The sequence below is a fragment of the Pseudomonas sp. NPDC089392 genome, from assembly GCF_044749595.1.
Lineage (GTDB): Bacteria > Pseudomonadota > Gammaproteobacteria > Pseudomonadales > Pseudomonadaceae > Aquipseudomonas.
In genome coordinates this window covers 15717-42037 of sequence record NZ_JBIVIF010000015.1, presented here as the reverse complement: position 1 = coordinate 42037, position 26321 = coordinate 15717, and the positions used below count along the sequence as shown (strand labels likewise).

Annotated in this window: 26 protein-coding genes; 9 read left to right on the top strand and 17 right to left on the bottom strand. The window is 62.4% G+C overall.

From position 1 onward, the window contains the following. Nucleotides 1-115: 115 nt before the first annotated feature. Genes lnt through ACIP1G_RS14960 form a run of 4 tightly spaced genes read right to left on the bottom strand, consistent with a single transcriptional unit; the run spans nt 116 to nt 3971 of the window. A complete protein-coding gene (lnt, locus tag ACIP1G_RS14975) occupies nt 116-1633 on the bottom strand; it encodes an apolipoprotein N-acyltransferase (protein WP_400738255.1) in 1518 nt (505 codons plus the stop codon). Between the two features lie 8 nt (nt 1634-1641). Next, nucleotides 1642-2481 (bottom strand): HlyC/CorC family transporter, encoded by an 840-nt coding sequence (locus ACIP1G_RS14970; RefSeq protein WP_400738252.1) that lies wholly within the window; start codon nt 2479-2481, stop codon nt 1642-1644. 25 nt (nt 2482-2506) lie between these two features. After that, on the bottom strand, nt 2507-2980 hold the full coding sequence (gene ybeY / locus ACIP1G_RS14965) for an rRNA maturation RNase YbeY (protein WP_400738249.1): 474 nt from the start codon (nt 2978-2980) through the stop codon (nt 2507-2509). Beyond that, on the bottom strand, nt 2973-3971 hold the full coding sequence (locus ACIP1G_RS14960) for a PhoH family protein (protein ID WP_400738246.1): 999 nt from the start codon (nt 3969-3971) through the stop codon (nt 2973-2975). The genes ybeY and ACIP1G_RS14960 overlap by 8 nt, the downstream gene beginning before the upstream one ends. A gap of 250 nt (nt 3972-4221) precedes the next feature. Between ACIP1G_RS14960 and ACIP1G_RS14955 the strand changes: the two genes are divergently transcribed. Beyond that, a complete protein-coding gene (locus tag ACIP1G_RS14955) occupies nt 4222-4548 on the top strand; it encodes a DUF1820 family protein (RefSeq protein ID WP_016489346.1) in 327 nt (108 codons plus the stop codon). Nucleotides 4549-4551: 3 nt separating this feature from the next. Here the strand turns inward: ACIP1G_RS14955 and ACIP1G_RS14950 are convergent, their stop codons facing one another. The 4 genes from ACIP1G_RS14950 to ACIP1G_RS14935 form a co-directional block, all read right to left on the bottom strand. Next, nucleotides 4552-5097, bottom strand: a complete 546-nt coding sequence (locus ACIP1G_RS14950; RefSeq protein WP_400738243.1) for a tetratricopeptide repeat protein — start codon at nt 5095-5097, stop codon at nt 4552-4554. A gap of 286 nt (nt 5098-5383) precedes the next feature. After that, complete coding sequence (hemL, locus tag ACIP1G_RS14945) at nt 5384-6667, bottom strand: glutamate-1-semialdehyde 2,1-aminomutase (protein ID WP_003249773.1); 1284 nt, start codon at nt 6665-6667, stop codon at nt 5384-5386. A gap of 15 nt (nt 6668-6682) precedes the next feature. Further along, on the bottom strand, nt 6683-7306 hold the full coding sequence (thiE, locus tag ACIP1G_RS14940; protein WP_400738240.1) for a thiamine phosphate synthase: 624 nt from the start codon (nt 7304-7306) through the stop codon (nt 6683-6685). Nucleotides 7307-7319: 13 nt separating this feature from the next. Next, nucleotides 7320-8117 (bottom strand): hydroxymethylpyrimidine/phosphomethylpyrimidine kinase, encoded by a 798-nt coding sequence (locus ACIP1G_RS14935; protein WP_400738237.1) that lies wholly within the window; start codon nt 8115-8117, stop codon nt 7320-7322. Nucleotides 8118-8382: 265 nt separating this feature from the next. Here ACIP1G_RS14935 and ACIP1G_RS14930 point away from each other — a divergent pair, with 265 nt between their 5' ends. Both ACIP1G_RS14930 and ACIP1G_RS14925 read left to right on the top strand, forming a co-directional pair. Next, a complete protein-coding gene (locus tag ACIP1G_RS14930; protein ID WP_400738234.1) occupies nt 8383-10371 on the top strand; it encodes a sensor histidine kinase in 1989 nt (662 codons plus the stop codon). A gap of 549 nt (nt 10372-10920) precedes the next feature. After that, on the top strand, nt 10921-11124 hold the full coding sequence (locus ACIP1G_RS14925; RefSeq protein ID WP_400738232.1) for a DUF3077 domain-containing protein: 204 nt from the start codon (nt 10921-10923) through the stop codon (nt 11122-11124). A gap of 242 nt (nt 11125-11366) precedes the next feature. Here ACIP1G_RS14925 and ACIP1G_RS14920 read toward each other — a convergent pair whose 3' ends face one another. The 3 genes from ACIP1G_RS14920 to ACIP1G_RS14910 form a co-directional block, all read right to left on the bottom strand. After that, complete coding sequence (locus ACIP1G_RS14920; protein ID WP_400738230.1) at nt 11367-11750, bottom strand: hypothetical protein; 384 nt, start codon at nt 11748-11750, stop codon at nt 11367-11369. Nucleotides 11751-11939: 189 nt separating this feature from the next. After that, a complete protein-coding gene (locus tag ACIP1G_RS14915) occupies nt 11940-12320 on the bottom strand; it encodes a hypothetical protein (protein ID WP_400738227.1) in 381 nt (126 codons plus the stop codon). A gap of 4 nt (nt 12321-12324) precedes the next feature. Beyond that, nucleotides 12325-13734, bottom strand: coding sequence for a PAAR domain-containing protein (locus tag ACIP1G_RS14910; protein WP_400738225.1), 1410 nt, complete (start codon nt 13732-13734; stop codon nt 12325-12327). Nucleotides 13735-14115: 381 nt separating this feature from the next. On the opposite strand from ACIP1G_RS14910, the gene ycaC reads away from it, so the two are divergent. From ycaC to ACIP1G_RS14890, 4 genes are all read left to right on the top strand, one after another. Next, nucleotides 14116-14745 carry an isochorismate family cysteine hydrolase YcaC gene (gene ycaC / locus ACIP1G_RS14905; RefSeq protein WP_400738222.1) on the top strand — a complete coding sequence of 210 codons (630 nt, stop codon included), beginning with the start codon at nt 14116-14118 and terminating at the stop codon, nt 14743-14745. Between the two features lie 534 nt (nt 14746-15279). Beyond that, a complete protein-coding gene (locus tag ACIP1G_RS14900) occupies nt 15280-16932 on the top strand; it encodes an acyl-CoA dehydrogenase family protein (protein ID WP_400738220.1) in 1653 nt (550 codons plus the stop codon). Nucleotides 16933-17147: 215 nt separating this feature from the next. Next, the gene (gene amn, locus ACIP1G_RS14895) at nt 17148-18611 is read left to right on the top strand and encodes an AMP nucleosidase (RefSeq protein WP_400738218.1); all 1464 of its coding nucleotides are present in this window, start codon (nt 17148-17150) and stop codon (nt 18609-18611) included. 6 nt (nt 18612-18617) lie between these two features. Continuing rightward, on the top strand, nt 18618-19256 hold the full coding sequence (locus ACIP1G_RS14890; protein ID WP_400738216.1) for an rRNA large subunit pseudouridine synthase E: 639 nt from the start codon (nt 18618-18620) through the stop codon (nt 19254-19256). Nucleotides 19257-19292: 36 nt separating this feature from the next. On the opposite strand, the gene ACIP1G_RS14885 is transcribed toward ACIP1G_RS14890, so the two are convergent. After that, complete coding sequence (locus ACIP1G_RS14885) at nt 19293-19496, bottom strand: DUF2788 domain-containing protein (RefSeq protein ID WP_003249787.1); 204 nt, start codon at nt 19494-19496, stop codon at nt 19293-19295. A 54-nt stretch (nt 19497-19550) separates the two neighbouring features. Beyond that, the gene (locus ACIP1G_RS14880) at nt 19551-20027 is read right to left on the bottom strand and encodes an Lrp/AsnC family transcriptional regulator (RefSeq protein WP_125462492.1); all 477 of its coding nucleotides are present in this window, start codon (nt 20025-20027) and stop codon (nt 19551-19553) included. A 395-nt stretch (nt 20028-20422) separates the two neighbouring features. Here ACIP1G_RS14880 and ACIP1G_RS14875 point away from each other — a divergent pair, with 395 nt between their 5' ends. Further along, nucleotides 20423-21220, top strand: a complete 798-nt coding sequence (locus ACIP1G_RS14875; RefSeq protein WP_400738213.1) for a DUF6515 family protein — start codon at nt 20423-20425, stop codon at nt 21218-21220. Between the two features lie 136 nt (nt 21221-21356). Here the strand turns inward: ACIP1G_RS14875 and ACIP1G_RS14870 are convergent, their stop codons facing one another. Further along, nucleotides 21357-22229 carry a cation diffusion facilitator family transporter gene (locus ACIP1G_RS14870; protein WP_400738210.1) on the bottom strand — a complete coding sequence of 291 codons (873 nt, stop codon included), beginning with the start codon at nt 22227-22229 and terminating at the stop codon, nt 21357-21359. 22 nt (nt 22230-22251) lie between these two features. Continuing rightward, complete coding sequence (locus ACIP1G_RS14865; RefSeq protein ID WP_400738208.1) at nt 22252-22671, bottom strand: polyribonucleotide nucleotidyltransferase; 420 nt, start codon at nt 22669-22671, stop codon at nt 22252-22254. 116 nt (nt 22672-22787) lie between these two features. Here ACIP1G_RS14865 and hrpB point away from each other — a divergent pair, with 116 nt between their 5' ends. Beyond that, complete coding sequence (hrpB, locus tag ACIP1G_RS14860; protein ID WP_400738206.1) at nt 22788-25316, top strand: ATP-dependent helicase HrpB; 2529 nt, start codon at nt 22788-22790, stop codon at nt 25314-25316. A gap of 17 nt (nt 25317-25333) precedes the next feature. Here the strand turns inward: hrpB and ACIP1G_RS14855 are convergent, their stop codons facing one another. Both ACIP1G_RS14855 and ACIP1G_RS14850 read right to left on the bottom strand, forming a co-directional pair. Further along, on the bottom strand, nt 25334-25825 hold the full coding sequence (locus ACIP1G_RS14855; protein ID WP_400738203.1) for a hypothetical protein: 492 nt from the start codon (nt 25823-25825) through the stop codon (nt 25334-25336). Between the two features lie 18 nt (nt 25826-25843). After that, nucleotides 25844-26296: a hypothetical protein gene (locus ACIP1G_RS14850; RefSeq protein WP_400738200.1), complete on the bottom strand. Its 453-nt coding sequence runs from the start codon at nt 26294-26296 to the stop codon at nt 25844-25846. Nucleotides 26297-26321 lie beyond the last annotated feature (25 nt).

Sequence of the window (26321 nt, the reverse complement as noted above, 5' to 3'; positions counted from 1 at the left end):
GCCTGTGCCGGCCTCTTCGCGGGTAAACCCGCTCCTACAGGGGCCCCGCAGGCCATGGGCTTGTGCGGTCCCTGTAGGAGCGGGTTTACCCGCGAAGAGGCCAGTACAGGAGAGCTCAGACAGTCTTGGCGATGCGCCCGGCCAGCAACGCCCAGCCCAGCAGCAGCACACAGACAATCGCCAGCGGCCACGAGCGCCATTGCAGGTAAGGCGTCAGCTGCTGCATCGGCACCACCTCGCCATACATGACCGCCTGCTGGAACTGCGGTACCTGCGTGGTAATGCGGCCAAACGGGTCGATCAGCGCGGTCACGCCATTATTGGTGGCACGGATCATCCAGCGCCCGGCTTCCAGGGCCCGCATCTGCGCCATCTGCAGGTGCTGCAAGGGGCCTATCGAAGTGCCGAACCAGGTGTCGTTGCTGATGGTCAGCAGCAGGTCGCTGCGTGCGGCCAGGCCTGCGGCGAATTCGGGGTAGACCACTTCATAGCAGATGTACGGCGCGATCTGGTAGCCCTTGGCCTGCAGCAGCGGCTGGTCTTCCGGCCCGCGGGCGAAGTCCGACATGGGCAGGTTGAAGAACTCGATAGCGCCACGCAGCATGTCTTGCAGCGGCACATACTCGCCGAACGGCACCAGCTTTTGCTTGAGGTAGGTGCCATCGCCTTCACCGGTGACGGTAATGCCGTTGTAGTAGCGGCGCTGGTGGTGCACCACTTCCCGCACGGGTACGCCAGTGATCAGTGCCGAATGCCGCTCGGCGGCGAACCGGCCCATCACGTCGATGTAGCCTTGGGCCTGGTCCTTGAGCACCGGCACTGCGGTTTCCGGCCAGATCAGCAGGTCCACAGGTTTGGAGCTGAAGCTCAGGTCACGGTACAGCGCCAGTTGCGCGTCGATGTGCGCCGGGTCCCATTTCAGGTCCTGCTCGACGTTGCCCTGGATCGCCGCCACTTTCAGCGGGTCGCCTGCCGGTTTGGTCCAGGCATGGCCCTTGAGCGCCAGGCCCAGCACCCAGGGGGCCAGCAACAGCAGGCAGGCCACGGCCAGGAACGAGGGGCGGGCGCGCAAGCGGGGCAGGTTGCACAGCAAGGCGGCGGTCAGGGCCAGGGCGAAGGAAATCAGCCACACACCACCCAACGGCGCCAGGCCGGCCAGCGGGCCGTCCAGTTGGCTGTAGCCAGCGTAGAGCCAGGGGAAGCCGGTCAGGAACCAGCCGCGGAATGCCTCTTGCAACAGCCACAGGGCGGCGAAGCACAGGGCGTCGGCCAAGGGCGCTTCGTTGCGCCGCATCCAGCGTGCCCACAGCCAGGTGGGCAGGGCGAAGAACCAGGCCAGGGCGGCGAAAAACGCCAGCAGCAGCACAATCGCCAGTAGCGGCGAAGCACCACCGTAGGTGTTCATGCTGACGTAGATCCACCAGGTGCCGGCGCCGTACAGGCCAAAACCGAACCACCAGCCACGCCACATGGCCTGGCGCGGGCTGAGCTCGCGCAGGCCAAGGTAGAGCACGGCGATGGACAACAGCGCCAGCGGCCAGATGTCGAACGGCGCCAGGGCCAGAAGGGTGGAGGCACCGGCCGCCAGGGCCAGCAGGTTACCGGGCCAGCCGGGGCGGGTGATCCAACGCATGTTTGTCCTTAACGGGTGATCGGGGTCAGGCGCAGCAAGTGTATCCGCCGGCTGTCGGCATTGAGAATACGGAACTTGTAGGCGCCGATCTCGGTGGTTTCGTTGCGCTTGGGCAGGTGGCCAAAGGCGCTCATTACCAGGCCGCCGACCGTGTCGAACTCGTCATCGGAGAACTCGCTGTCGAAGAAGTCGTTGAAGTTCTCGATCGGCGTGAGCGCCTTGACCAGGAAGTCACCGCTGGGCAGCGGCTTGATGTAGCTGTCTTCCTCGACGTCGTGCTCGTCCTCGATATCGCCGACGATCTGTTCCAGCACGTCTTCGATGGTGACCAGGCCAGCCACGCCGCCGTATTCGTCGATGACGATGGCCATGTGGTTATGGTTGGCGCGGAATTCGCGCAGCAGCACGTTCAGGCGCTTGGACTCGGGCACGAACGTGGCCGGGCGCAGCAGGTCCTTGATATTGAAGCTGTCGCCGTTCTCCTTGAGGATCAGCGGCAGCAGGTCTTTGGCGAGCAGGATCCCGAGCACATCGTCGTGGCTTTCGCCAATCACCGGGTAACGCGAGTGCGCGGCGTCGATCACCGCCGGCAGGAACTCGCGCGGCGACTGGCTGGCCTTGATGCTGATCATCTGCGAGCGCGGGACCATGATGTCGCGAACCTGCAGGTCGGCGACCTGAATGGCGCCTTCGACAATGGTCAGCGCTTCGCTGTCCAGCAATTTGTTCTGATGGGCTTCGCGCAGCAGCTCTAGCAGTTGCTGGCGGTTTTTCGGCTCATGGGCAAAAGCCTGGGTCAGTTTACCCAGCCAGGACTTCTGCCCGTTGCTCGATCGATCTTCGCTCATGGCGGTTCTCGTGATCCTTCGTGTATCAGTGTGTGATTGTGTCGGTTTCATCGTCGGCGTACGGGTCGGGGTGACCCAGTTCTGCCAGCAATTCCCGTTCCAGGCTTTCCATTTCCTCGGCTTCCTCATCGTCGATGTGGTCGTAGCCGAGCAGGTGCAGGCAACCGTGAATGACCAGATGCGCCCAGTGGGCCTCCAGCGACTTACCTTGTTCGGCAGCTTCGCGCTCGACCACGGCTACGCAGATCACCAGGTCGCCCAGCAGTGGGATATCGAGCAGGTCATCGGGTACGTCGGCCGGGAACGACAGCACATTGGTCGCGTAGTCCTTGTGCCGGTAGGTGTGGTTCAGCTCGCGGCCTTCGGCTTCGTCGACCAGGCGAATGGTCATTTCCGAGTCGGCGCTGCGCTGGCGCAGCGCCAGTTCGCACCAGCGGCGGAAGGCGGTGTCATCCGGGGCGGCAGCATCCGTGGCCCGTTGAATATCAAGTTCAAGCATCTTTGCCGGGCGCCTCGGGCTTGGCCTGGCGGGCTTCGAAGCGGTCGTAGGCTTCGACAATGCGCTGCACCAGTGGGTGACGAACCACATCTTTGGGTTGGAAGTGGGTAAAACTGATCCCCGGTACGTCCCTCAGTACCTCGATGACGTGCGCCAGGCCCGACTTGGTGCCACGCGGCAGGTCGACCTGGGTGATGTCACCGGTGATCACCGCCGTGGAGCCGAAGCCGATACGGGTGAGGAACATCTTCATCTGCTCCAGCGTGGTGTTCTGGCTTTCGTCGAGGATGATGAAGCTGTTGTTCAGGGTGCGGCCACGCATGTAGGCCAGCGGGGCGATCTCGATCACCTGGCGCTCGATCAGCTTGGCCACGTGTTCGAAGCCGAGCATTTCGTACAGGGCGTCGTACAGCGGGCGCAGGTACGGGTCGATCTTCTGCGCCAGGTCACCGGGCAGGAAGCCGAGCTTTTCGCCTGCCTCGACTGCCGGGCGTACCAGCAGGATGCGGCGCACCTGTTCGCGCTCCAAGGCGTCGACGGCGCAGGCTACAGCAAGGTAGGTCTTGCCGGTACCGGCCGGGCCGATGCCGAAGTTGATGTCGTTGGCCAGGATTTCCTTGACGTAGCGCTGCTGGTTGACCCCGCGCGGGCGGATGTTGCCCTTGCGCGTGCGCAGCGAAACGCTGACCTCGTTGACGGCCGGGTTGTCGATGTTCTCGACGGCCGACTCCTGCAGGTACAGGTGCACGGTTTCTGGCGACAGGTCTGTGGCCTGGGTCTCGCGGTAGAGACGGCGCAGCAGCTGTTCGGCAGCGGAGGTGGTCTTGGGTTCGCCGATCAGTTCGAACTGATTGCCGCGGTTGCGGATCTCGATGGCCAGGCGCTGTTCGATCAGGCGCAGGTGCTCGTCGAACTGGCCGCACAAGTTGGCGAAACGGTGGGCCTCGAAAGGTTCGAGGATGAAGCGATGGGGTTGTATGGGTGCGTTCAAGGTCGTTTTTAGCCGCTCGACGGCAATGAAGGTGAACTCAAGAATAACCCTTGAATGGCAGTGGCGAAAGCACTGAAACGTTCAACGGTATGTACTGCCTGTTCCGGCCTCTTCGCGGGTGAACCCGCTCCTACAGGTACTGCGCCGTATTCAAGGCCGGTGGAGAACCTGTGGGAGCGGGTTCAACCACGAAGAGGCCGGCACTGCTATGATGCGCCCCTTTTCTTACGCATGTGTTATCCCGCCAAACATGAGCAAACGCGAACCTGCCATCTACAAAGTGATCTTCCTCAACCAGGGGCAGGTCTTCGAGATGTATGCCAAGCAGATCTACCAGAGCGACCTGTGGGGCTTTCTGGAGATCGAGGAGTTCGTGTTCGGCGAACGTTCGCAGTTGGTGGTGGACCCGAGCGAGGAAAAGCTCAAGAGCCAGTTCGAGGGGGTGATCCGCAGTTTCGTGCCGATGCACTCGATTGTGCGCATCGACGAGGTGGAGCGCTTGGGCACGGCGAAGATCAGCGAAGCCAAGGGCGGCGGCAATGTAATGCCGTTCCCGATGCCAATGCCGGAAAAGTAACCCTCAGGGGAGCGGCGAGAACGGCGTGCGCCCTTCGGCGTTCTGCAGTTCCAGCAGGTACTTGCGGAAGATCTGGCCGAGCACCTGGGTGGCATGCTCCAGCTCGTCGCGGGGCATTTGCTCGGTCACTTCGTCGGCCATGTCCAGCGCATCTTCGGCGCCGTTGACCGCAGCCATTTTCAGCAGGATATAGGCCTGCACGTTGTTGGCCTTGACCCCTTCGCCATGGAAGAACATGGCACCCAGGCGGTACTGGGCGTCGGCGTGGCCTTGCAGCGAGGCCTTCTGGAACCAGTCCAGCGCCTTGTTCAGGTTTTTTGGCGTTAGCGTGTAGTAGTACTCGCCCAGTTCGAATTGCGCCTGGGCATCCCCGGTCGCCGCAGTTTGCTCACAGGCTTTCAGCGCGTTCTGCAGGTCTTCTGGCTGAACATTGAGCGTGCAGCGCCCCGTTGCCGGAATCAGCAACGAGTTACCGCCCTCCGCCAGAGCCAGCAGGGGCTGAAGAAGCAACAGGCAGCCCAGGGTCAGGGCGCGGCCGGTGCGGTTCATGGGGATCGACTTACCTCTGCAAAGCTGCGGCCAATGTCTCTGGTGGCACATTATGGGATAAGCAGCGCCAACCTTACAAAGTTTTACTCGAAATTCTGCTTGGTGGGGAAGTCAGCTGATTGTGCATGAGTAATTATTGCCTGTACCGGGCCTTGTGGGAGCGGCCTTGCGCCGCGAAGGGGCCGCAAAGCGGCCCCAACGACTTGTGCATTTGCATGAGAACCCGGGGCTGTTTCGCAGCCCTTTCGCGGCGCAAGGCCGCTCCCACAACGGCGCGATGCGGCCCTTACTTGAGGGCAGCAAAAGCCTTCTCAGCCGCATCCAAGGTGATCTGCAGCTCTTTGTCGCCATGGGCGATGGAGGTGAAGCCCGCCTCGAACGCGCTCGGCGCCAGGTACACGCCGCCGTCAAGCATCAGGTGGAAGAAGCGCTTGAAGCGCTCGGCATCGCTGGCCATCACGTCTTCGAAGGTGACGATGTCGTCGGCACCGCTGAAGTACAGGCCGAACATGGCGCCAGCCTGGGTGGTGACGAACGGTACACCAGCGGCATCGGCGCGTTGCTGCAGGCCGTCGAGCATGCGGCTGGTGTAGTCGGTCAGCTCGGCGTGGAAGCCCGGGCGGCTGATCAGCTTCAGGGTGGTCAGGCCGGCGGCCATCGCCAGCGGGTTGCCCGACAGGGTGCCGGCCTGGTAGACCGGGCCGAGCGGGGCGATGCAGCCCATGATTTCGCGCTTGCCGCCGAAGCAGCCGACCGGCATGCCGCCGCCGACGATCTTGCCGAAGGTGGACAGGTCCGGCTTGATGCCATAGTGGCCCTGGGCGCCACCGAGGGATACGCGGAAGCCAGTCATCACTTCGTCGAAGATCAGCACCACGCCGTGCTTGTCGCACTGTTCGCGCAGGCCTTCAAGGAAGCCCGGCGCTGGCGGTACGCAGTTCATGTTGCCGGCCACCGGCTCGACGATGATGCAGGCCACGGTCTGGCCGACTTCGGCCAGGGTTTTCTCGACGGCGGCGATGTCGTTGAACGGGAGGGTCAGGGTGTGCTTGGCGAAGTCCGCCGGCACGCCCGCCGAGCTTGGCACGCCCTGGGTCAGCAGGCCGGAACCGGCTTTTACCAGCAGGCTGTCGGAGTGGCCGTGGTAGCATCCTTCGAACTTGATGATGGCGTCACGGCCGGTGTAGCCACGGGCCAGGCGGATGGCGCTCATGGTGGCTTCGGTGCCCGAGCTGACCATGCGCACCATTTCCATGGACGGCACGATCGAGCAGACCAGGTCGGCCATTTCGGTTTCCATGGCGGTTGGCGCGCCGTAGGACAGGCCATGCTCCAGCTGCTTGCGTACCGAGTCCAGCACGTCCGGGTGGCCGTGGCCGAGGATCATCGGGCCCCAGGAACCGACGTAGTCGACATAGCGCTTGTCGTCCTCGTCAACGACGTAGGCGCCTTCGGCATGCTTGAAGAACAGCGGCGTGCCGCCAACGCTCTTGAAAGCGCGGACCGGCGAGTTGACGCCACCGGGGATGTGCTTCTGGGCTTGGGCGAACAGGGCTTCGGAACGGGACATGGGGGTTCTCTCGAATCAGGATGCGAACAAGGCGTTGAAGGCGCGGGCGCGGCGGGTGACTTCCTGCGCGCTGTCGGCACCGAACAGGCCGTGGATCACCGCCAGCAGGTCGGCGCCATGGGCGACCAGCGGGGCAGCGTTGTCGAGGGTAATGCCGCCGATCACCGCGATCGGCAGTTTCACCTGGGCGCGGGCCTGCTCCAGCAGGTCGGTGTTGGCAGCGGGCGCGCCCGGCTTGGTGACGGAATTGAAGAAGCGGCCAAAGGCCACATAGCTGGCGCCTTCGCTGGCAGCCTGGGCGGCCAGCTCAAGGCTGGCGTGGCAGGTGGAGCCGATGATCGCCTGGCGGCCGAGCAGGGCACGAGCCGGGGTCAGCGGGCCGTCGGTCTGGCCCAGGTGCACGCCAACGCCCAGGCGCGCGGCCAGTTCGGCGTCGTCGTTGATCAGCAGCTGGGTGCCATAGCGCTCGCAGAGCTTCAGCAGCCCTTCGGCTTCGCGCAGGCGGCGCGCCGCGTCGTCACTTTTGTCGCGGTATTGCAGCAGGCACACGCCGCCTTCCAGGGCCGCCTCGACATGAGACAGGAAACGGCCGGCGAGCAGCTGGCTGTCGGTGATGGCGTACAGACCGCGTAGCTTCATTGAAGGCCTCGTATCAGGAACAGAAATCCAACGGCAGGCGGCGTGGCACGAACTGGCCCTTGCCTAGCTGCTCGGCGTCACGCAGGGTGCGCCAGGTGTAGTCCAGGGCGCTGCGTACGGCGCTTTCCAGTTGTTCACCCAGGGCCAGGCGGCCGGCCAGGGCGCTGGCCAGGGTGCAGCCCGAGCCGTGGTAGCTGCCTGGCAGGCGCTGGCAGGTCCAGGTGTGTTGCTGGCCGTCCTGGGTGTACAGGCGGTTGTGAATTTCGTCTTCGTCGCCGTGACCGCCGGTAATCAGCAGGTGTCTACAGAACGGCAACAGTTTCTCTGCACACTCGTCGGCGGTACCTTCGGGCAGTTCGGCGAGGATGCGCGCTTCGGGCAGGTTCGGTGTAGCAATGGTCGCCAGCGGCAGCAGGCGTTCGCGCAGGGCATAGCCCACTTCGTCCTTGCCCAGGCGGCCGCCGCCACCGGCACGCAGTACCGGGTCGCAGACCAGCGGCAGGTGCGGGTGGGCGGCAAGCAGTTCGGCGACGGTGTCGACCATCTCGATCGAGCCGAGCATGCCCAGCTTGACGGCGGCGACCGTGGAGTCGGCCAGCACGGCATTGGCCTGGGCCAGTACCCACTCGCGGTCGAGCACGCGGAAGTCGGAAACGTTGACGGTATCCTGCACGGTCAGGGCGGTCACTGCAGGTGCAGCGTGACAGCCTTGGGCGATCAGGGCTTCGATATCTGCCTGCAAGCCGGCGCCGCCACTTGGGTCGTGGCCGGAGAGACAGAGGACAACGGGGCGGGAGCTGTAGGTATTCATGGTCGGCGAGCTTACCACCAAACCTGTTTGGGCGGATCGTCCGACAAGCGAGATTTACTGATCGTTCGGTCAGATTTGTTTTTGTTTTTATTCTGAAAGCATTGAGTTAGAGCCTTTTCTTTGTGATTTGTTATGGCCGATTGCCAGGTTGTGAAGCTATGCTAGAGTGCTCGGATAACTCGACAAACGGGTTCTGCCGGATCACGTCGTCTCAAACGGATGGGAGGCAACCGCGACGCGACCGGACAGGCCATGCTGGGGCTGTATGCGCTATTTGCTGATTGTGCTTCTGGGTTTGCTGCCCATGCTGGCCGGAGCGGTCGATTTCGACGACGCGACCGGGCATGTTCCGTTGGGCAAGGCCATGCAGGTTTACGAAGACCTCGATGGCAGTGCCAGCATCGCCCAGGTCAGCGCCCCCGGGTTCGCCAAACGCTTTCGCCCCCATCATGAAGACGTGCTGAACGCCGGTTACTCCACTTCGGTGTTCTGGCTCAAGGTCGAGCTGCGCCCCGTCGCCCCGCTCGGTGCCGCCCCCCGGCAATGGTTGCTGGAGCTGGCCTATCCACCACTGGATCATCTTGAGCTGTATCTCGCCGATGACCGCGGCGTGTACCGCCTGGCCCAGCGTACCGGCGATGCCTTGCCCTACGACAGCCGGCAAATCCGCCAGAACAACTACCTGTTCGAACTGCAGCTGCCGCCTGGCCAGGTGACCACCGCCTACCTGCGCCTGCACAGCCAGGGCTCGGTGCAGGCGCCGCTGGCGTTGTGGTCCCCCCAAGCTTATATGGAGGACCAGCCCACGCGCCTGTATGTGTTGGGGATGATCTACGGCGTGTTGCTGGTGATGCTGGTGTACAACCTGTTCATCTACCTCAGCGTGCGCGATGTCAGTTACCTCTATTACATCCTCTATATTGCGTCGTTCGGCTTTTATCAGGTGTCGGTGAACGGTGCCGGTGTAGCCTATTTCTGGCCGGACAGCCCATGGTGGGCGAATGCCTCGACACCGCTGTTCATTGGTGCTGCCGGGTTGTTCGGTTGCCAGTTTGCCCGGCACTTCCTGCAGATGGGCAGTATCAGCCGCGGCTTTGACCGGCTGTTGCAGGCGCTGATGCTGGGGGGCGCGGTGGTCATGGTGCTGGCGGTGAGCATGCCCTATGGCCTGGCCCTGCGCATGGCCACGCTGCTGGCGCTGCTGTTTACCGTGAGTATCTTCAGCGCCGGGCTGTATGCCTGGTGGCGAGGCTTGCGCGTGGCGCGCTGGTTCATCATTGCCTGGACGGCGTTCCTGCTGGGCGGCCTGGTGAACACCCTGATGGTGCTGGGCTACCTGCCGAACGTGTTCATCACCATGTATGCCAGCCAGCTGGGTTCGGCGCTGGAGGTGGCGCTGCTGTCGCTGGCGCTGGCCGACCGTATCAACAGCCTGCGCGAGCAGCAGGCGCAGACTTTGCGTGAGACTGGGCGCACGCTGGAGCAGTTGAACTTGCAGCTGGCCAGGAGTAACCGGCTGAAGGATGAGTTCCTGGCCAGCGTGACCCATGAGCTGCGCACCCCGATGAATGGGGTGATTGGCTCGCTGGAGTTGATGCATACGCTGCCGATGGAAGGCGAGATGGCCCAGTACCACCGTACGGCGGTGGGGTCGGCGCAGGGCATGATGGACATGGTTGATGCGATTCTTACCTTGTCTGAACTGCAGGCCGGCCGCCTGCGTGCACAGCCGGTGCCGTTCAGCTTGCGCACGCTGTTGCAGAGCCTGCGTGCCGGGTATGCCGGGCAGGCCTTGGGTAAAGGCTTGTACCTGAGCCTGGATATCCCGGCCGATTTGCCGGATGGGCTGTTGGGTGACGGGCAGAAGCTGGCGCGCTGCCTGGGGTGCCTGGTGGACAACGGGCTGAAGTTCACTCATCAGGGCGGGGTGATGATCCAGGTGCGCGGGCGTCGGGTGGGGCCGGATGACCTGGCGTTGACCTTTACGGTGAGTGACAGCGGGATCGGTTTTGATGACCTGGACCAGGCGACCTTGTATCAGCGGTTTTTCCAGGTGGATGGCTCGATGACCCGGCGCTATGGCGGGTTGGGGATCGGGTTGTCGATCTGCCGGCAGATGGGCGAGTTGCTCGGGGCCCGGTTGGCGCATGAGTCGACGCGGGGGTTGGGGAGCCGGTTTGAGTTGAGTTTGAATATGGCGGTTTCGCAGGTGCAGGTGCCGGTGGGTATCTTGCAGAAGCGTCGTTCGGTTTGAGGGTGTGGGGTTGGGGGAGGCTGAGAGGTGTTCGCCGAGACATTTTCAGCGCCTATGAGATCGAGCGCCGCCCGCGCGGCGCTTCGCGGGTAAACCCGCTCCTACGTTTGTTTCGGGCCAGTCCGTCCTGTGCCATGCGCGCGCGACCGCCTTGTTTGTATGACGCGATATTGAGACATGCGCCAAGGCGTTCGCGCGCGGATATCACAGGCATAACTGGCCCGAAACAAACGTAGGAGCGGGTTTACCCGCGAAGCGCCGCGCGGGCGGCGCTCGATCTCACAGGCGCTGAAGATGTTGTGGCGAACACCTCAGCCCTGATGCCTTCCCGCCATGCCCCCAACAACCTACAACAATCCCAGACTCTTCCTACGCCCCAGCACTGGCAACTCCACCCCCTGCGAAATACCCTACAACCTCTGTCCACACGCGTCTGATTGTTCCTGCAAATCCCGCCCTCTAGGCTTTGCCTGTCGCTGACGGTTCAGCGATCGGGTGTGGAAACCTACAGCAAGCATTTCAGGGTTTAACTAGCAATCAGGAAAACCCATGACCGACGAAACCAAAACCACCCCCGGTGTCACCTACTTCTTTCAGGGCGAAGGCCAAACCCACCCACTATTCCGCATCGCCGAAGGCATCCCCTGCCGCAGCGCCCGTGAGCAGGCCTCTGAGCTGATGGGCTATGCGCGTGACCTGTCGCTGACCGGTTTGATGGATGGCGACCAGCAAATGATGTGGGCATCGCATTAATTCGCAGCCATGGCCAAGGCGCTGCTGGATGATGCCGAGTTGGGTTTGATGCGCTGACCTTGTATTGACTGGGCCGGCCCTTTCGCGGGCATGCCCGCTCCCACAGGGATCGCACTTCGTTCAAGATATGCACAATTCCTGTGGGAGCGAGCGTGCCCGCGAACAGCGGCGTCGCTGGTGCCGTCCAGTCTTTCGAAATTTATATTCGGCTGACTTATTTGGGCGGGCTCTCATTTTAGTGGCTAGCTGTATATGAGGTAGGTTATGCCACACCAGACTGCGCCTAGGTAAAGCAGCCAGTTACAGATCAGTAGTTGTTTTCTTAAGTGCTTCGGGAAGTTGTCAATATCTTTTTGGTCTAGTTTGTTGTGACGGATGTGCAGGTTTTTTATTGGCCAGAACAACATGGCAGATACGACTCCTACTAGCTGTAGTCGTGAGCGAAGATTCCGTTTGCCCCATATGGCAATATTCAATTTCAGCCAGTAACTGCTTGGTAGTGCTGAAATCATTTTTTCTAGAGCTTTCGCTTGCGCCAAGCGAATATAGAATGCCAGTCCGATCATGATCATGAAGCATGACGTCGTCGCCATGAATAATTTCATGGCTTTCGCTGAAAATTCCATAATATTCTCACCTGTTCTGTATATTACCTGCGACGGTCAGTTCCCCCATATGTTCTTGAAATGTGATGCAGCGCGGAACGATGTAGCAGCCAGGCACCTCACGAACAAGCTCATGTACCCTTGATTGCCCAGCACAAGCGACTGGGCAATATCCAATTGGGTACAATGTCGAAAAATGTTGCTTGTGAGTTATAAATAATTCAATTTGATTAACGTGGCGGCTATTGTTAGCCATAACAAGCTTGTCATCAGTAGCCAGAACGAAATGCGCATTCTGACCTTCAGGTAGTAAGGAAAGCTAGACGCATCTGTTTCATCAAGAAGTTTTCTTTTCAAGAAAAACTTAGGGTGCAATGCAATGCCGGTCAGGGTGGAGACAATTGACATTCGAGAATGAAAGCTTTTATTGCTCCATATCTCTGTTGCAGTTTTTAGGCATGGGCTTCTTCTCAAGGCTTGTTCTAATATTCGGTAGTTTTGGATGCGAGCGAGATTTGCTGTCATGGCTAGTCCGATCAGTGCAAGTGCAAAAGGTGTCGCGACAAAGGCTAGGCGCCATATCAATTCCATATGATCATTCGTGCTCGATAAATTCATATAGCTCCTCGCCGATGTACTCCCCAGCGTTCATGCCTGCGACACTTCCGGCAAGAGACCCTGTTCCCACCATTACAATGGCGCATACAGTTCCGCTTACGGCTCCGAAACTGACGCAAGCAAAGCCGGCTGCGGATTTCCCAATGGATGCACCTAAGGCGCCACCTGTTAGGCCTCCTGAAAAACTTCCTGCCTCGGTAAAACTGAGTCTTTTACATGCAGCGGTGTCCCCCGATTTGCAGGCTTCTTGAACCTTTAGTAATGATGATCCACCACCCAAAGCTATGCCTACATACCCTCCAGCTTTCAGGTATTTAGACATGCTTGCCACTTTTTCGAGGTGTGTTGAGTATCCCGGAATATTCCCAGGTGTTCCAGCTTTACTCCAATGATGAACAAGGCTACGACTAGAGATCCCCAAACCCCGCCGCAAGGTATCGTGACTGCCAAGTTCCATCCGTTTGTTCAGAAGGCCGGCCCTCAATTTGGCACTTAGCTGATTAAACAATTCTTTGCGTTCAGCAAAAAATTCAGGACTACGCAAATGCCCATGTTTCGTAAACTGCTGCTGATGCAGCTTTTCAATATTACGCAGCGTTGTACCCAGTTCCTCCAACGACCTAGCCATCATGGCCTCGCTTACCCCCATCGCCAGGCTCGCATCGCTCAGCAAGCCGGCAATATCCGCCTGGTGGCGCATCATGAAGTTGGCTTCCTCGGGTGTCAGACTTGCCAACGCTTCGCGTGCGAATTCCGCCGCACTCATCGCGTGCAGTTCCTGGCGAGTGCAGGCGTGCCCGTAGCGTGGGTCGCCAATAATGAAAATTTCCCCTGCTTTGAACCCCTGCTGGTAAGTCGGGTTGAGCCGTTTCAACATTGCACCCGGCAGGATGGATTCCGTGTCTCTGAGGTTGGCCAAAACCTGCTCGTAAGACATGCTGCGGGGAACGATGTAGAACCCAGGCTCCATGCCTTGTGGAGTGGGCGAAGGCTGAGCCACTTCTGGCTGATAGGTACCTCTGATCGGGCTACTCGCCTGAGCCTGCGCGGGTGCCTGACGAACAGGCTCAGCTGCCGGTGCCCTGTGCGAGGCCGGTGTTGCAGACCCACCCGCAACCACGCGATTGCTGCCCTGTGGGCACCCGCATTGCACCAGTGCGCCGTCCAGAGCCGTTGGAATACCGTCCTGCCGCCAGCGCGATTCGCCCTCGACGATGGTGCCCGTTTGTCCACATAGCGGGCAGGGTGTGGTCGGGTCGCCTTGCAGCAGCCAGTTGCGGCCATGCACACGGCCCCTGGCCTGGCTGGCAATGCAGGTGGCGCCTGTGGTGGTTTGGTCGCCGTCCAGGCCTTGGTATCGGCCAAAGATGTTCATGCGCATGCTCATGGCTCGCCTCTTTTTTCAAGGTGGGAGCCAGGAACCTAGCAGGCTGTGGGCGGGTATTTTGGGGCGGGAAGGGTTTAGGAAGAGCCCTACAAGAGATAGAGATTTGTACTACATGTTTTTTTGACGGCAGTGCCGGCCCTTTCGCGGGTGAACCCGCTCCCACAGAAGTTGTGCATAACTTGAAGGGCGCGCGATCCCTTGTAGGAGCGGGTTTACCCGCGAAAGGGCCAGTGCAGCCAATACAAATTCATCGTTCACAAAACAGAACGCTAAAGCCAAAAACCGCTATCTACCGCTCCAAAGGTGGTGGTTTTAATCTTCTCCCATCAACGCGAAACACCCAACTTACTAAAAACATCAAAACCCTTAGGAGCGCAGACCATGAGCAAATTCACCTACAACCGCCTGAACAAAGACGACGCCGCCGTACTGCTGGTCGACCACCAGGCTGGCTTGCTGTCGCTGGTGCGTGACATCGAGCCGGACAAGTTCAAGAACAACGTGCTGGCCTTGGCTGACCTGGCCAAGTTCTTCAACCTGCCGACCATCCTCACCACCAGCTTCGAACAAGGCCCCAACGGCCCGCTGGTGCCGGAACTGAAAGCACTGTTCCCGGACGCCCCATACATCGCCCGCCCAGGCCAGATCAACGCCTGGGACAACGAAGACTTCGTCAAGGCGGTGAAGGCGACTGGCAAGAAGCAGTTGATCATTGCGGGTGTGGTGACTGAAGTTTGTGTGGCGTTCCCGGCGCTGTCGGCTTTGGAAGAAGAATTTGAAGTGTTCGTAGTGACTGATGCTTCCGGCACCTTCAATGAAATGACCCGTGATGCTGCCCACAACCGTATGAGCCAGGCCGGTGCGCAGATGATGACTTGGTTCGGCGTAGCCTGTGAGCTGCACCGTGACTGGCGCAATGATGTTGAAGGGCTGGCGGCGCTGTGCTCGAACCATATTCCGGATTATCGGAATCTGATGACCAGCTATAACGCTTTGACTGCCGGGAAGTAAGGCGAGGAGATGGGGTCAGGGCTGAAAGGTGTTCACCGAGACATTTCCAGCGCCTATGAGATCGAGCGCCGCCCGCGCGGCGCTTCGCGGGTGAACCCGCTCCTACATTTGTTTCGGGCCAGTATCACCTGTTCCAGCGCGCGCGACCGCCTTGTTTGTACCTCACGATATCGAGGTGAACGCCAGGGGGCCGCGCGCCTCTGTCTCAGGAATAACTGGCCCGAAACAAATGTAGGAGCGGGTTTACCCGCGAAGCGCCGCGCGGGCGGCGCTCGATCTCATAGGCGCTGAATGTGTTGTGGCGAACACCTGTCAGCCCTGATGCATGCTTAAGGCATACATCTGCAAGCCCTGACTCATACTCAAGGTATGCACCTGCCAGCCCTGACACATGCCCAAGCCATACACCTGCCAACCCCCCCACCCCAACCCATGCCCCCACCACCACACCTTTAGTCACGAATGCCACTTTGACTCCCCCACAGGGAATGCTTCACTGGGTCTCTCAAGCCTACCCGGATCCAGGAGCCCCCGATGAACCTGCACCAGTACGCTGAAACCCACGAAGTCACCAACCAGCCGCCGTCCCTCGACGGTGCCAACCTGTACCGCCTCGACCTGCCACTGCAGGAGTGGTCACGGCGCTTCGGTGCCGGCTGGGCCGAGTCGCGGATCGATGCCTACGGTGCCCTGGCCGGCGGCCCACTGATGCAGGCGGGCTTCCTGGCCAACGCGCACAAACCCGAATTCATCAGCCACGACCGCTACGGCCATCGCATCGACCTGGTCGAATTCCACCCGGCCTACCACGAACTGATGCGCACCGCCGTAGAACACGGCCTGCCTTCTTTGCCATGGGCCGAACCCCGTCCTGGCGCCCATGTGGCCCGCGCCTCGATGACCTACCTGCACAGCCAGGCCGAGGCCGGTACCGGTTGCCCGCTGACCATGACCTTCGCTGCCGTGCCGGCACTGCGCCTGCAACCCGAGCTGGCCGAATACTGGCTGCCGAAGATCCTCGCCTGCGAGTACGACCCGCGCAACGTCGGCGACCGGCACAAGGCCGGGGTCACCCTGGGCATGGCCATGACCGAGAAACAGGGCGGCACCGATGTACGTGCCAATACCACGCGCGCCTACCCGGTCGGTGCGCCAGGCCCGGGCCAGGCCTACGAGCTGGTCGGCCACAAGTGGTTCTGCTCGGCGCCCATGTGCGATGCCTTCCTCACCCTGGCGCAAACCGAAAAAGGCCTGAGCTGCTTCCTGCTGCCGCGTCATCGCCCGGACGACAACCGTAACCAGCTCTATATCCAGCGCCTGAAGAACAAACTGGGGAACAGCTCAAATGCGTCCAGCGAAGTGGAGTTCCGTGGCGCGCTGGCGTGGATGATCGGCGAAGAGGGGCGCGGTGTGCCGACCATCATCGAGATGGTGGCCATGACCCGCTTCGATTGCATGGTCGGCTCCAGCGCGTTGATGCGCCAAGCGTTGACCCAGGCAACCCACCACTGCGCGCACCGCAAGGTTGGCGGGCGGGTGCTGAACGAGCAGCCGCTGATGCAGAACGTGCTGGCCGACCTGGCCCTGGAAAGCGAAGCCGCGCTGGCCCTGAGCCTGCGCATGGGGCAGGCGCTGGAGCAGCTCGACGACCCGCAACAGGCGCACTTCGCCCGGCTGGTCACGGCGGTGGGCAAGTACTGGATCTGCAAACGTGCGCCAGCCATGATCAACGAGGCCGCAGAGTGCCTGGGCGGTGCGGGTTATGTGGAAGACAGCATCCTGCCACGGCTGTACCGCGAAGCGCCGGTCAACTCGACCTGGGAAGGCTCGGGCAATGTGCAGTGCCTGGATGTGCTGCGGGCCTTGTCAAAGGAGCCGGGAGTGCTCGATGCGTTGTTCGCCGAACTGGGCGATGGGCATGGCGACCCGCGGTTGGCGGCGCATATCGGCAACCTCAAGGGCGCGTTTGCCGATACTGGCGACATGCAGTACCGCGCGCGGCAGTTGACCGAGGATATCGCCTTGGCATTGCAGGCCAAGCTGCTGCTGGAGGCGGGCAATGCGCTGGTGAGTGATGCGTTCATTGGCAGCCGGTTGGCGGGTGGTGGCCGGGTGTATGGGGCGTTGCCGCGAGGTGTGGATGTGGAGGCATTGGTGGCAAGGGCGACGCCATCAGTGGACCTGTAGGAGCGGCCTTGTGTCGCGAAAGGGCTGCGAAGCAGCCCCAGGGTATCAGCACAGCTGCACAAATTGCTGGGGCTGCTTCGCAGCCCGATCGCGACACAAGGCCGCTCCTACAGGGACCAGTGCTGGCCTGCTGATTAACACCGATCAATGGGGATGTAATTAGCCCAGAAGGCAGGCAAGATGGTTCACATGCATGTCCAGACAGGAAGCACAGTGTGAGCCACGCTTTTGTAGTCGTTGATACCCCCGAACAGGCCGTCGACCGTCTGGCGGCCCTGCATGAACAGGCCACCGGTGCCCTTAGCCAGGCCCTCAAGCGTTACCTGAAGGACCGTACCGAGCCTGATGCCGATGAGCGCGATCTGTTCCGCTACCCGGCACTGCGCCTGACCTACTACAGCCACGGTGAAGTCGCCGCCACCACCCGCGCCTACGCCAAGGTTCAGGTGGCCGGCACCTACAGCGTCACCGTCACCCAGCCCGCCGCGTTCCGTGGCTACCTGCTGGAGCAACTGCGCCCACTGATGCACGACTACACCGTCACGGTAGAGGTCGGCGTCAGCGAGCAGAATATCCCTTACCCCTACGTGGTCGACCAGGGCGACGAACTGGCCGGCAGCGGCATTACCGCCGCGCAGCTGGCGCGGGTGTTCCCCAGCACTGACCTGTCGGCTGCCACCGACAACATCGCCGACGGCCTGTGCGATTGGGAACGTGCCGAAGTCCTGCCGCTGGCGCTTTTCGATGCCGCGCGCGTCGACTTCTCGCTGCGCCGCCTGGTGCACTACACCGGCAGTGACTGGCGCCATGTGCAGCCGTGGATCCTGCTGACCAACTACCATCGCTATGTCGACCAGTTCATCAGCCACGGTCTGGACCAGCTGCGAGACGATCCACGCTTTGTGCGCATGGTGTTGCCGGGCAACGTGGTGATCGAAAAGGGCATGGACCACGGTGAAACCCAGGCGCTGGTGGCCAGCGTGGTCTGGCACCGCTATCAGATGCCGGCCTACCACCTCATCGCCGGAGATGGCGATGGCGTTACCCTGGTCAACATCGGGGTCGGTCCGTCCAACGCCAAGAACATCACCGACCACCTGGCGGTGCTGCGCCCGCACTGCTGGCTGATGATCGGCCACTGTGGTGGCTTGCGGCAGTCGCAGACCATAGGCGACTACGTGCTGGCCCACGCCTACATGCGCCGCGATGGCATTCTTGACCGCGTCGTGCCGCCAAACATCCCGATCCCGGCCCTGGCCGAAGTGCAGCTGGCCTTGCAGGAGGCCGCCGCGCAGGTCACTGGCGAGCGTGGCGAGCAACTGAAAAAGCGCTTGCGCACCGGTACCGTGCTGACCTATGACGACCGCAACTGGGAGCTGCGCTGGGCCCAGGAACGGCCGCTGATCAACCTGTCGCGTGCCGTGGCGGTAGACATGGAAAGCGGCACCATCGCTGCCCAGGGCTACCGCTTGCGGGTGCCGTACGGCACTTTGCTGTGTGTATCCGACAAGCCGCTGCACAGCGAGATCAAGCTGCCGGGTTCGGCCAACGCCTTCTACAACCGGGCGGTCAGCCAACACCTGAAGATCGGCATTGCCGCCCTCGACCTGCTGCGTACCGAGCTCAACTCGCTGCACTCGCGTAAACTGCGTAGCTTCGATGAGCCGCCGTTCCGCTGAGGATCCATGTCACTGCCACCCCGTAACAAGCCGCGCCGCCCCCAGGCGCGGCCTGCCACCGGCCCGCGTCGCCAGGCCAAGGCGCCGCCGGCCGAGCCGCGCCTGATCCTGTTCAACAAACCGTTCGACGTGCTGACGCAGTTCAGCGACGGTGAAGGGCGCGCGACCCTCAAGGACTTCATCGACATCCCGGGTGTGTACCCGGCCGGGCGGCTGGACCGCGACAGTGAAGGCTTGCTGTTGCTGACCAACGATGGCGGCCTGCAAGCGCGGATTGCCGACCCCAAGCACAAGCTGGCCAAGACCTACTGGGTGCAGGTGGAGGGTGAGCCGAGCGACGAGCAGTTGCAGCGCTTGCGCGATGGCGTGGAGCTGAACGACGGGCCGACCTTGCCAGCCGAGGCGCGGCGCCTGGACGAGCCTGAGCTGTGGCCACGCAACCCGCCGGTGCGCTTTCGCAAGAGCGTGCCGACCAGCTGGCTGGAGCTGGTGATTTGCGAGGGGCGCAACCGCCAGGTGCGACGGATGACGGCGGCGGTGGGGTTGCCGACCTTGCGCCTGGTGCGGGTGCGGATTGGTGACTGGGCGCTGGATGGGCTGGAGCAGGGGTGCTGGCGAGAAGCTCCGGCAAAATTGCAGCGCTAGAGGGGGCCGCAAAGCGCTCCCGGCATTCTCAATGCCCTAAACCCCTTCGAGAAACCCCACCACCACGCTCTTGATGATAAAGGCCAGCACCCCCAGCCCCAGCACGAAGAACAGGATCAGCGTGCCGAACTTGCCCGCCTTGGACTTTTTTGCCAGGTCCCAGACGATGAAGCCCATGAAACCGATCAGCACGGTGACCAGGATGATCATCATCCACTCTTCGAATACGGCGGGATCCATCGGTGTACTCCAGGCGGGTTGAGCGTTCGATTATACGCCGGCTGGCGCAGGCATTCAGCGCAGGTGGGTCAATGGCAGCTCGGTGCTGGCCAAGACCTGGTTGAGCACAAAGCTGGAACGCACGCTGGTGACGCCGTCGATACGGGTCAGGCTGCCTAGCAGCAGTTTCTGGTAGTGGTCCATGTCGGGCACCACCACTTTCAGCTGGTAGTCGGCATCCATGCCGGTGACCAGGCTGCATTCGAGCACCTGTGGCAGGTTGCGGATGGCCGCTTCGAAGGTTTCGAAGCGTTCCGGGGTGTGGCGGTCCATGCCGATCAGTACATAAGCGGTCAGGCTCAGGCCCAGCTTCTTGCGGTCGAGCAGGGCGACCTGGCGCGAGATGTAGCCGTCGTCCTCCAGTTGCTTGACCCGACGCGAGCACGGCGAAGGCGACAGGCCGATGCGCTCGGCCAGTTCCTGGTTGGAAATGCGCGCATCGCGCTGCAATTCGGCGAGGATGCTCAGGTCGTAGCGGTCAAGTTTGCTCATGGCATTTGCCTTTTCTGTTCGGATTGCGGTGAATTATCAATCCATGGTGAAAAATTGCGCAAGTGCTATTTATCTGAGCAATCTTCGCAATCCTCTGTCGCAACCTGTCCGGTATCTTTATCAACAGAATCACTGCCCGGACATCAGTCCACGGCGACGCGCCCTAGGCGGGCGGTCGCGGCCAGCCATCCAACAGGATCTGCAGGCCCCCGGGCTACACACCCTCCAGAAGACGGTGTGAGGTGAGCCGGCGCCACAAGTGCCGAGCACGGACGACAATTCCTGAAGGGAGGCCCTGTGGCCTCCCTTTTTTCATGACCGGAATTTTAATTGGCCTGTGTGATGGGCGCGGTAGACTGGTTGCGGGTGCAGTTTATTCTACCGAGAGGAATACCATGAAGTCGCGCATCTGGCCGTTGGCAGGTGTTGGTTTGCTGGGTTTGAGCATCAGCCTTGGGGCCTTGGCCGAAGGGCCGGGCGAGGGGCACGGTGAACACGGTCAGCAAGTGCAAGGTGAAGGTGGGCCTGGTCGCTCGCTCAACTCGCGCGACGAAGTGCGCCAGACCCAGCCGCCGCGCCAGGGCTATTACCAGGACATTCCACGCCGTCATGGTGATGACCCCCACTGGCAGGGGCGCCCGGACGGCCACGGCAATGGCTGGGGCCCCGGACCGCAGTATCGTCCAGGGCACACCATCGATCATTTCCCCGACCGTTACTGGAAAGTGCCTTATCGCGGCAATGATTACTTCTACTCCGGTGGCTACTGGTACCGCCCGCATGGCGGCAGTTACATCGTGGTGACCCCGCCCTATGGCGTGCGGGTTAATTACCTGCCGCCCTATGCGCAGGAAGTCTGGCTGGGTGGTGCGCTGTTCTTCCTGGTGGCCGATACCTATTACCAGTACCTGGCGGACAGCCAGGAGTACGTAGTGGTCAACCCGCCGGTCGGCGTGCCAGCACCGGTCCCGGTGGCACCTGCGAATGGTGGTTATGACGTGGTGGCTTACCCGATGCATGGCCAGGGGCAGGATCAGCAGGAGCAGGACCGCTACCAGTGCCACCGCTGGGCGGTAAGCCAGTCAGGGTTTGACCCGGCGACGGCGACCTACGCGCCGCCGGCCAATGTGCTCAGCATTTACCAGCGGGCGCTGGGGGCCTGCTTCAGTGGGCGGGGGTACAGCATCAACTGAGGCCTTCGCGGCCCGTTGTAGGCGCGGATTTACCCGCGAAGGGCATGACGCGGTACATGGCACCGGCGGCGCCGGTGTTCGCGGGTGAACCCGCTCCTACAAGGATCGCGCTAGCTGCAAGTTATGGGTGAATACCTCATACCGGGTCGGCGTGCACCATCACATCCGCCTGTGGATAACGCTGGCGTATCACGCGCGAAGCCTCGACGCACAGCCCATGCGCCTCATGCAGCGGCAATTGCCCCGGCAGCTCCAGGTGCAACTGCACGAACCACTGGTTGCCCGATACCCGCGTACGCAGGTCATGCACGCCTTTCACCCCGGGAATGGCCAGCACCAGCATGGCCATGTCCTCACCCACATCGCCGGGCAGCTCCTTGTCCATCAGGATGGCCGTGCTCTCACGGGCGATCTGCAACGCGCTCCAGAGGATGTAGAAGGCAATGCCCAGGCCGAAAAGTGCATCCAGTTGCGGCCAGCCAAAACGCGCCAGCAGCAGGGCCAGCAGGATACTGCCGTTAAGCAGCAGGTCCGAGCGGTAGTGCAGGGAGTCGGCGCGCACGGCAGTGGAGCCGGTCAGGCGGATGACTTTGTGCTGCAGTGCCAGCAGGGCAACGGTCAGCGCCAGCGACAGTAACATCACCGCGATGCCGATGGCGGTGTCACCCAGCGGTTGCGGGCTGTGCAGGCGCTCGACCGCCTGCACCCCGATCAGCACTGCACTCACGCCGATGAACAGCGCCTGCGCCATGCCGGCCAGGGCCTCGGCCTTGCCATGGCCGAAACGGTGATCGTCGTCGGCCGGGCGCAGGGCGTAGTGCACCGCCAGCAGGTTGAGGAACGAGGCCACGGCGTCCAGTGCCGAGTCAGTCAGCCCGGCCAGCAAGCTCACCGAGCCGCTCAGCCACCAGGCCAGCGCCTTGCTCAGCACCAGGATGCTGGCCACGGCCAGTGACGCGCGGGTGGCCAGGCGTAGCAGGCGCTGGTGTTCAGCCGGGGTGGTGGTCATCCTTGGTCAGTGTCCTTGTGGCTTAGGCCGCAGGTACCAGGCCCAGGCTGGCCAGCTGTTCGATGCTGCCACGGTGCTGGATCAGCCGTGGGTCGTCCAGCGGCAGGCGCTGGCCCAGCTCGCTTTCGAGAATGGCCTGCAACTTCAGGTTGTCGACTTTGCCATCAGGGCTGACGGCTTCTTGCAGCTTGGCCGGGTCGACCTGGGCGCTGCGCCCGCCTGGGTAGTAGATGGCGCCCGTGGCGAAGTCGATGCCGAAGGCGATCAGCCCCGGGATCACGTAGAACAGGATGCCGATGGCATCCATTGCGGCAACCACGGGGTCGATCTTGCCGCCGATCTGGCCGCGACGGTCCGGGTAGAAGATGGTGCCGCAGGCCGTCAGTTGGGTCAGCAAGGTGACGACGAGGGCGCCACCGATGACGCGGGTTGGGGTGCGCATGTAAATCTCCGAAAAGGTGTTCAGCAGGGCAAGCGAAGCGCCTGCGCCTGAAGCTAAGACCATGATAGAGCAGGCTGGGTTCGCCGTTATACTCGCGGGACTGTTTGAGGGCCACCATGATTTCATTACCTATCGATGCCGTTGTGCCCGCTTTGCGCCAGGCACTGGAAAACCGTGACGAAGCGGTGCTTGAAGCGCCGCCCGGCGCCGGCAAGACCACCCGCGTGCCGCTGGCGCTGTTGAACGAGCCGTGGCTTGCCGGGCAAACCATCCTGATGCTTGAACCACGGCGCCTGGCGGCGCGGGCGGCGGCCGAACGGCTGGCCAGCGAACTGGGTGAGCAAGTTGGGGAAACGGTGGGCTACCGCATTCGCCTGGACAGCAAGGTCGGGCCGAAAACACGTATCGAAGTGGTGACCGAGGGCATCCTCACCCGCCGCCTGCAGGCTGACCCGGCGCTGGAGGGCGTGGGCCTGCTGATCTTCGACGAGTTTCACGAACGCAGCCTGGATGCCGACCTGGCGCTGGCGTTGAGCCTGAACGGCCGTGAGTTGTTGCGTGACGACCCGCCGTTGAAGATTCTGCTGATGTCCGCGACCCTGGAAGGCGAGCGCCTGTCGCGTCTACTGGACGATGCCCCGGTGGTCAGCAGTGAGGGCCGCATGCACCCGGTAGATATCCGCTGGGGCCGGCCGTTCCAGCCTGGCGAATTCATCGAACCGCGGGTGGTGGACAGCGTGCTGCAGGCGCTGGCCGACCAGACCGGCAGTGTGCTGGTGTTCCTGCCTGGGCAGGCCGAGATCCGTCGGGTGCACCAGAGCCTGCAGGAGGCCTTGGGCGAGCGGCCCGAGGTCCTGCTGTGCCCGCTGCACGGCGAACTCGACCTCAATGCCCAGCGCGCCGCCATCGACCCGGCGCCCAAGGGCCAGCGCAAGGTAGTGCTGGCCACCAACATTGCCGAGACCAGCTTGACCATCGACGGCGTGCGCGTGGTGATTGACGCCGGCCTGGCGCGGGTGCCGCGCTTCGACCCCGGCAGCGGCATGACCCGCCTGGACACCCAGCGCATTTCCCGCGCCAGTGCCACCCAGCGCGCCGGCCGTGCCGGCCGCCTGGAACCGGGCGTGTGCTACCGCCTGTGGTCCGAGGCCCAGCATGACCAGTTGGCCGCCCATGGCAGTGCCGAGATCCTGCACGCCGACCTGGCTGGGTTGGCCCTGCAACTGGCGCGCTGGGGCGTTACCCCCGAGCAGTTGCGCTGGCTCGACCAGCCACCCGCTGCAGCGTTCGCCCAGGCGCAGGACCTGCTGGCGCGGTTGAGCGCGTTCAAACCGGGTAGCCGCGACAACCTCAGCGAACACGGCCAGGCCATGGCCGAGCTGCCGGCGCATCCCCGTATCGCGCATTTGCTGTTGCGTGGCCTGGACCTGGGCCTGGCACAGATGGCCTGTGACCTGGCTGCGCTGCTGGGCGAGCGGGATATCCAGCGCGGCGGTGGTGCCGACTTGCATAGCCGCCTGGCGCTGGTCAGCGGTGAGAGCAAGGCCGCGCGTGGCGGCCAGGGCGGTGTGCAGCGTGCCCGCCAGCTGGCTCGCCAGTACCGCGGCTTGTTGCGTGGCAAGGCCGGTGCGCCGGTCAGCAACCCGGATCATCCGCGCTGGCTGGGCGCGCTACTGGCGCTGGCCTATCCAGACCGCGTCGCCCAGCAGCGCCGCGAGGGCGGTGCCGAGTATCGGCTGGCCAACGGCCGTGCGGCGCTGTTTGCCGAAGTCGACGCGCTGATGAAGTGCCCGTGGCTGGTAATCGCCGATCTGGGTAGCCGCCAGGGCCAGCGTGAAGAGCGCATCTACCTCGCAGCCGAGTTCGATTCGACCTTGCTCGATGGCGTGCTGGCGGAGCAGGTCGAGCGGGTTGATATCCTCGATTGGGATGAGCGCGAACAGGTGTTGCGCGCCGAGCGCCAGGTCAAGGTTGGCGAACTGGTCCTCCGCCGCGAACCGCTGCCTGGCCTGGATGACGATGCCCGGGCCAAGGCGCTGCTTGGGCTGGTCCGGCGCAAAGGCCTGAACCTGCTGACCTGGACCCCGGAGCTGCGGCAATGGCAGGCGCGCGTGGCGCTGCTGCGCCAGCTCGACCTGGCCAAGGGGGGCCACAGCGAATGGCCCGACCTGGCTGACGAGGCCCTGCTCGCCAGCCTGGAGGACTGGTTGCAGCCCTACCTGGGCAAGGTGTCGCGCCTCAGCCATTTCGCCGCGCTGGACCTGCCGTCGATGCTGCGCAACCTGTTGCCCTGGCCACTGCCGCAGCGCCTGGAAGAACAGGCCCCCGCGCACCTTGCCGTGCCGTCCGGTTCCAACATTCGCCTGGACTACAGCGAAACCCCGCCGATTCTTGCCGTGCGCCTGCAAGAACTGTTTGGGCTGGCCGACACCCCGCGCATCGCCAATGGCCGCCAGCAGGTCAAGCTGCACCTGCTGTCACCGGCTCGCCGCCCGGTGCAGGTGACCCAAGACCTGGCCAACTTCTGGCGCACGACCTACGCCGAGGTGAAGAAGGACCTGAAAGGCCGCTATCCGAAGCATTACTGGCCGGATGACCCGCTGGTGGCCGAGGCTACGGCGCGGGCCAAGCCTCGGGGCACCTGAGCGCACGCGCCAGCCGGTCAGCCGACCTGTTTCAGCAGGAAGGTGAACACGTTACCTTCCTCGACGTTGAGAAAGGCCACCCAGCCTCCGTTGTGGTGTGGCGCATCCTTGATGGTACCCACCCGGTGGCCACGGTGGTCGCGTAGATGGCAGACAAGGCCTTCGTCGGTCAACTTCAGCGGTTCAATCTTCCAGTAATCGGTGACTTCGGCATTCCAGTAGAAGCCCAGGTAGCCGTTGCGGCTGATACCCAACGTCTTGGTTGCCGGGTGCCCTGGAATGCTGATGTGGTAGTGCAGGCGATCGTCGGTGCGCGAGTGGAAATGAAAGTGCATCACCGGGGAGTCCTGTCGCCCGCCCACCTGCAACCAGTCATCCTCCGGGGTGAAGCCCCAATTCCATTTGTCGCTGCTGCGGCTCAGGCGTAGCGGAATGTTGCCGGTGGTTGACCGCAGGTAGAACTGGCCGCGGAACGAGTTGGCGTAGAGGATGTTGATTTGCTGGTCCATGCGTCCTCCTCTCAGTCCTCATTGGCCTAACGGTTTGAGCAGGAAGGTGCAAGGTTCGCCTTTGGATACGTTCAGTATCCTGTCCTCGCTGGCAAGTACCGATACACGGCGGCCCTTGTCGTCAAGCAGATTGCATAGCAGGCCTTCGCCAGTCAGTTCGAGCGGTTCCAGCTGCCACGGCGCCTTGACCGCCGCCGAGCTGTAGAAGCCCAGGTAGCCATTGCTGCTGATACCGAGTTGCTTGCCGTCACGGCCCTGGATGATCCAGATCGAATACAGCAGGCAGTTATTGCGGGTGGACTGGAAATGGAACTCCATGAGCGGTGAGTCCTGGCCGCCACCGACCCTGACCCAGTCATCGACTTGCTGTCTTTCATTGGTGATGCGCAGAGAGGTGTTGGCCCCCGCCGCGCGCTGGTACAACTTGCCGCAAAACGCTTTGCCGTAGGTGGCCTGGATAGCGGGATTCATGGTAGTGCTCCTGAATGATCAAAGG

Coding starts and splice junctions, on each gene's coding strand:
- lnt (WP_400738255.1), bottom strand. CDS start 1,633: ATGCGTTGGATCACCCGCCCCGGCTGGCCCGGTAACCTGCTGGCCCTG.
- ACIP1G_RS14970 (WP_400738252.1), bottom strand. CDS start 2,481: ATGAGCGAAGATCGATCGAGCAACGGGCAGAAGTCCTGGCTGGGTAAA.
- ybeY (WP_400738249.1), bottom strand. CDS start 2,980: ATGCTTGAACTTGATATTCAACGGGCCACGGATGCTGCCGCCCCGGAT.
- ACIP1G_RS14955 (WP_016489346.1), top strand. CDS start 4,222: ATGAGCAAACGCGAACCTGCCATCTACAAAGTGATCTTCCTCAACCAG.
- ACIP1G_RS14950 (WP_400738243.1), bottom strand. CDS start 5,097: ATGAACCGCACCGGCCGCGCCCTGACCCTGGGCTGCCTGTTGCTTCTT.
- hemL (WP_003249773.1), bottom strand. CDS start 6,667: ATGTCCCGTTCCGAAGCCCTGTTCGCCCAAGCCCAGAAGCACATCCCC.
- thiE (WP_400738240.1), bottom strand. CDS start 7,306: ATGAAGCTACGCGGTCTGTACGCCATCACCGACAGCCAGCTGCTCGCC.
- ACIP1G_RS14935 (WP_400738237.1), bottom strand. CDS start 8,117: ATGAATACCTACAGCTCCCGCCCCGTTGTCCTCTGTCTCTCCGGCCAC.
- ACIP1G_RS14930 (WP_400738234.1), top strand. CDS start 8,383: ATGCGCTATTTGCTGATTGTGCTTCTGGGTTTGCTGCCCATGCTGGCC.
- ACIP1G_RS14925 (WP_400738232.1), top strand. CDS start 10,921: ATGACCGACGAAACCAAAACCACCCCCGGTGTCACCTACTTCTTTCAG.
- ACIP1G_RS14920 (WP_400738230.1), bottom strand. CDS start 11,750: ATGGAATTTTCAGCGAAAGCCATGAAATTATTCATGGCGACGACGTCA.
- ACIP1G_RS14915 (WP_400738227.1), bottom strand. CDS start 12,320: ATGGAATTGATATGGCGCCTAGCCTTTGTCGCGACACCTTTTGCACTT.
- ACIP1G_RS14910 (WP_400738225.1), bottom strand. CDS start 13,734: ATGAGCATGCGCATGAACATCTTTGGCCGATACCAAGGCCTGGACGGC.
- ycaC (WP_400738222.1), top strand. CDS start 14,116: ATGAGCAAATTCACCTACAACCGCCTGAACAAAGACGACGCCGCCGTA.
- ACIP1G_RS14900 (WP_400738220.1), top strand. CDS start 15,280: ATGAACCTGCACCAGTACGCTGAAACCCACGAAGTCACCAACCAGCCG.
- ACIP1G_RS14890 (WP_400738216.1), top strand. CDS start 18,618: ATGTCACTGCCACCCCGTAACAAGCCGCGCCGCCCCCAGGCGCGGCCT.
- ACIP1G_RS14885 (WP_003249787.1), bottom strand. CDS start 19,496: ATGGATCCCGCCGTATTCGAAGAGTGGATGATGATCATCCTGGTCACC.
- ACIP1G_RS14880 (WP_125462492.1), bottom strand. CDS start 20,027: ATGAGCAAACTTGACCGCTACGACCTGAGCATCCTCGCCGAATTGCAG.
- ACIP1G_RS14875 (WP_400738213.1), top strand. CDS start 20,423: ATGAAGTCGCGCATCTGGCCGTTGGCAGGTGTTGGTTTGCTGGGTTTG.
- ACIP1G_RS14870 (WP_400738210.1), bottom strand. CDS start 22,229: ATGACCACCACCCCGGCTGAACACCAGCGCCTGCTACGCCTGGCCACC.
- ACIP1G_RS14865 (WP_400738208.1), bottom strand. CDS start 22,671: ATGCGCACCCCAACCCGCGTCATCGGTGGCGCCCTCGTCGTCACCTTG.
- hrpB (WP_400738206.1), top strand. CDS start 22,788: ATGATTTCATTACCTATCGATGCCGTTGTGCCCGCTTTGCGCCAGGCA.
- ACIP1G_RS14855 (WP_400738203.1), bottom strand. CDS start 25,825: ATGGACCAGCAAATCAACATCCTCTACGCCAACTCGTTCCGCGGCCAG.
- ACIP1G_RS14850 (WP_400738200.1), bottom strand. CDS start 26,296: ATGAATCCCGCTATCCAGGCCACCTACGGCAAAGCGTTTTGCGGCAAG.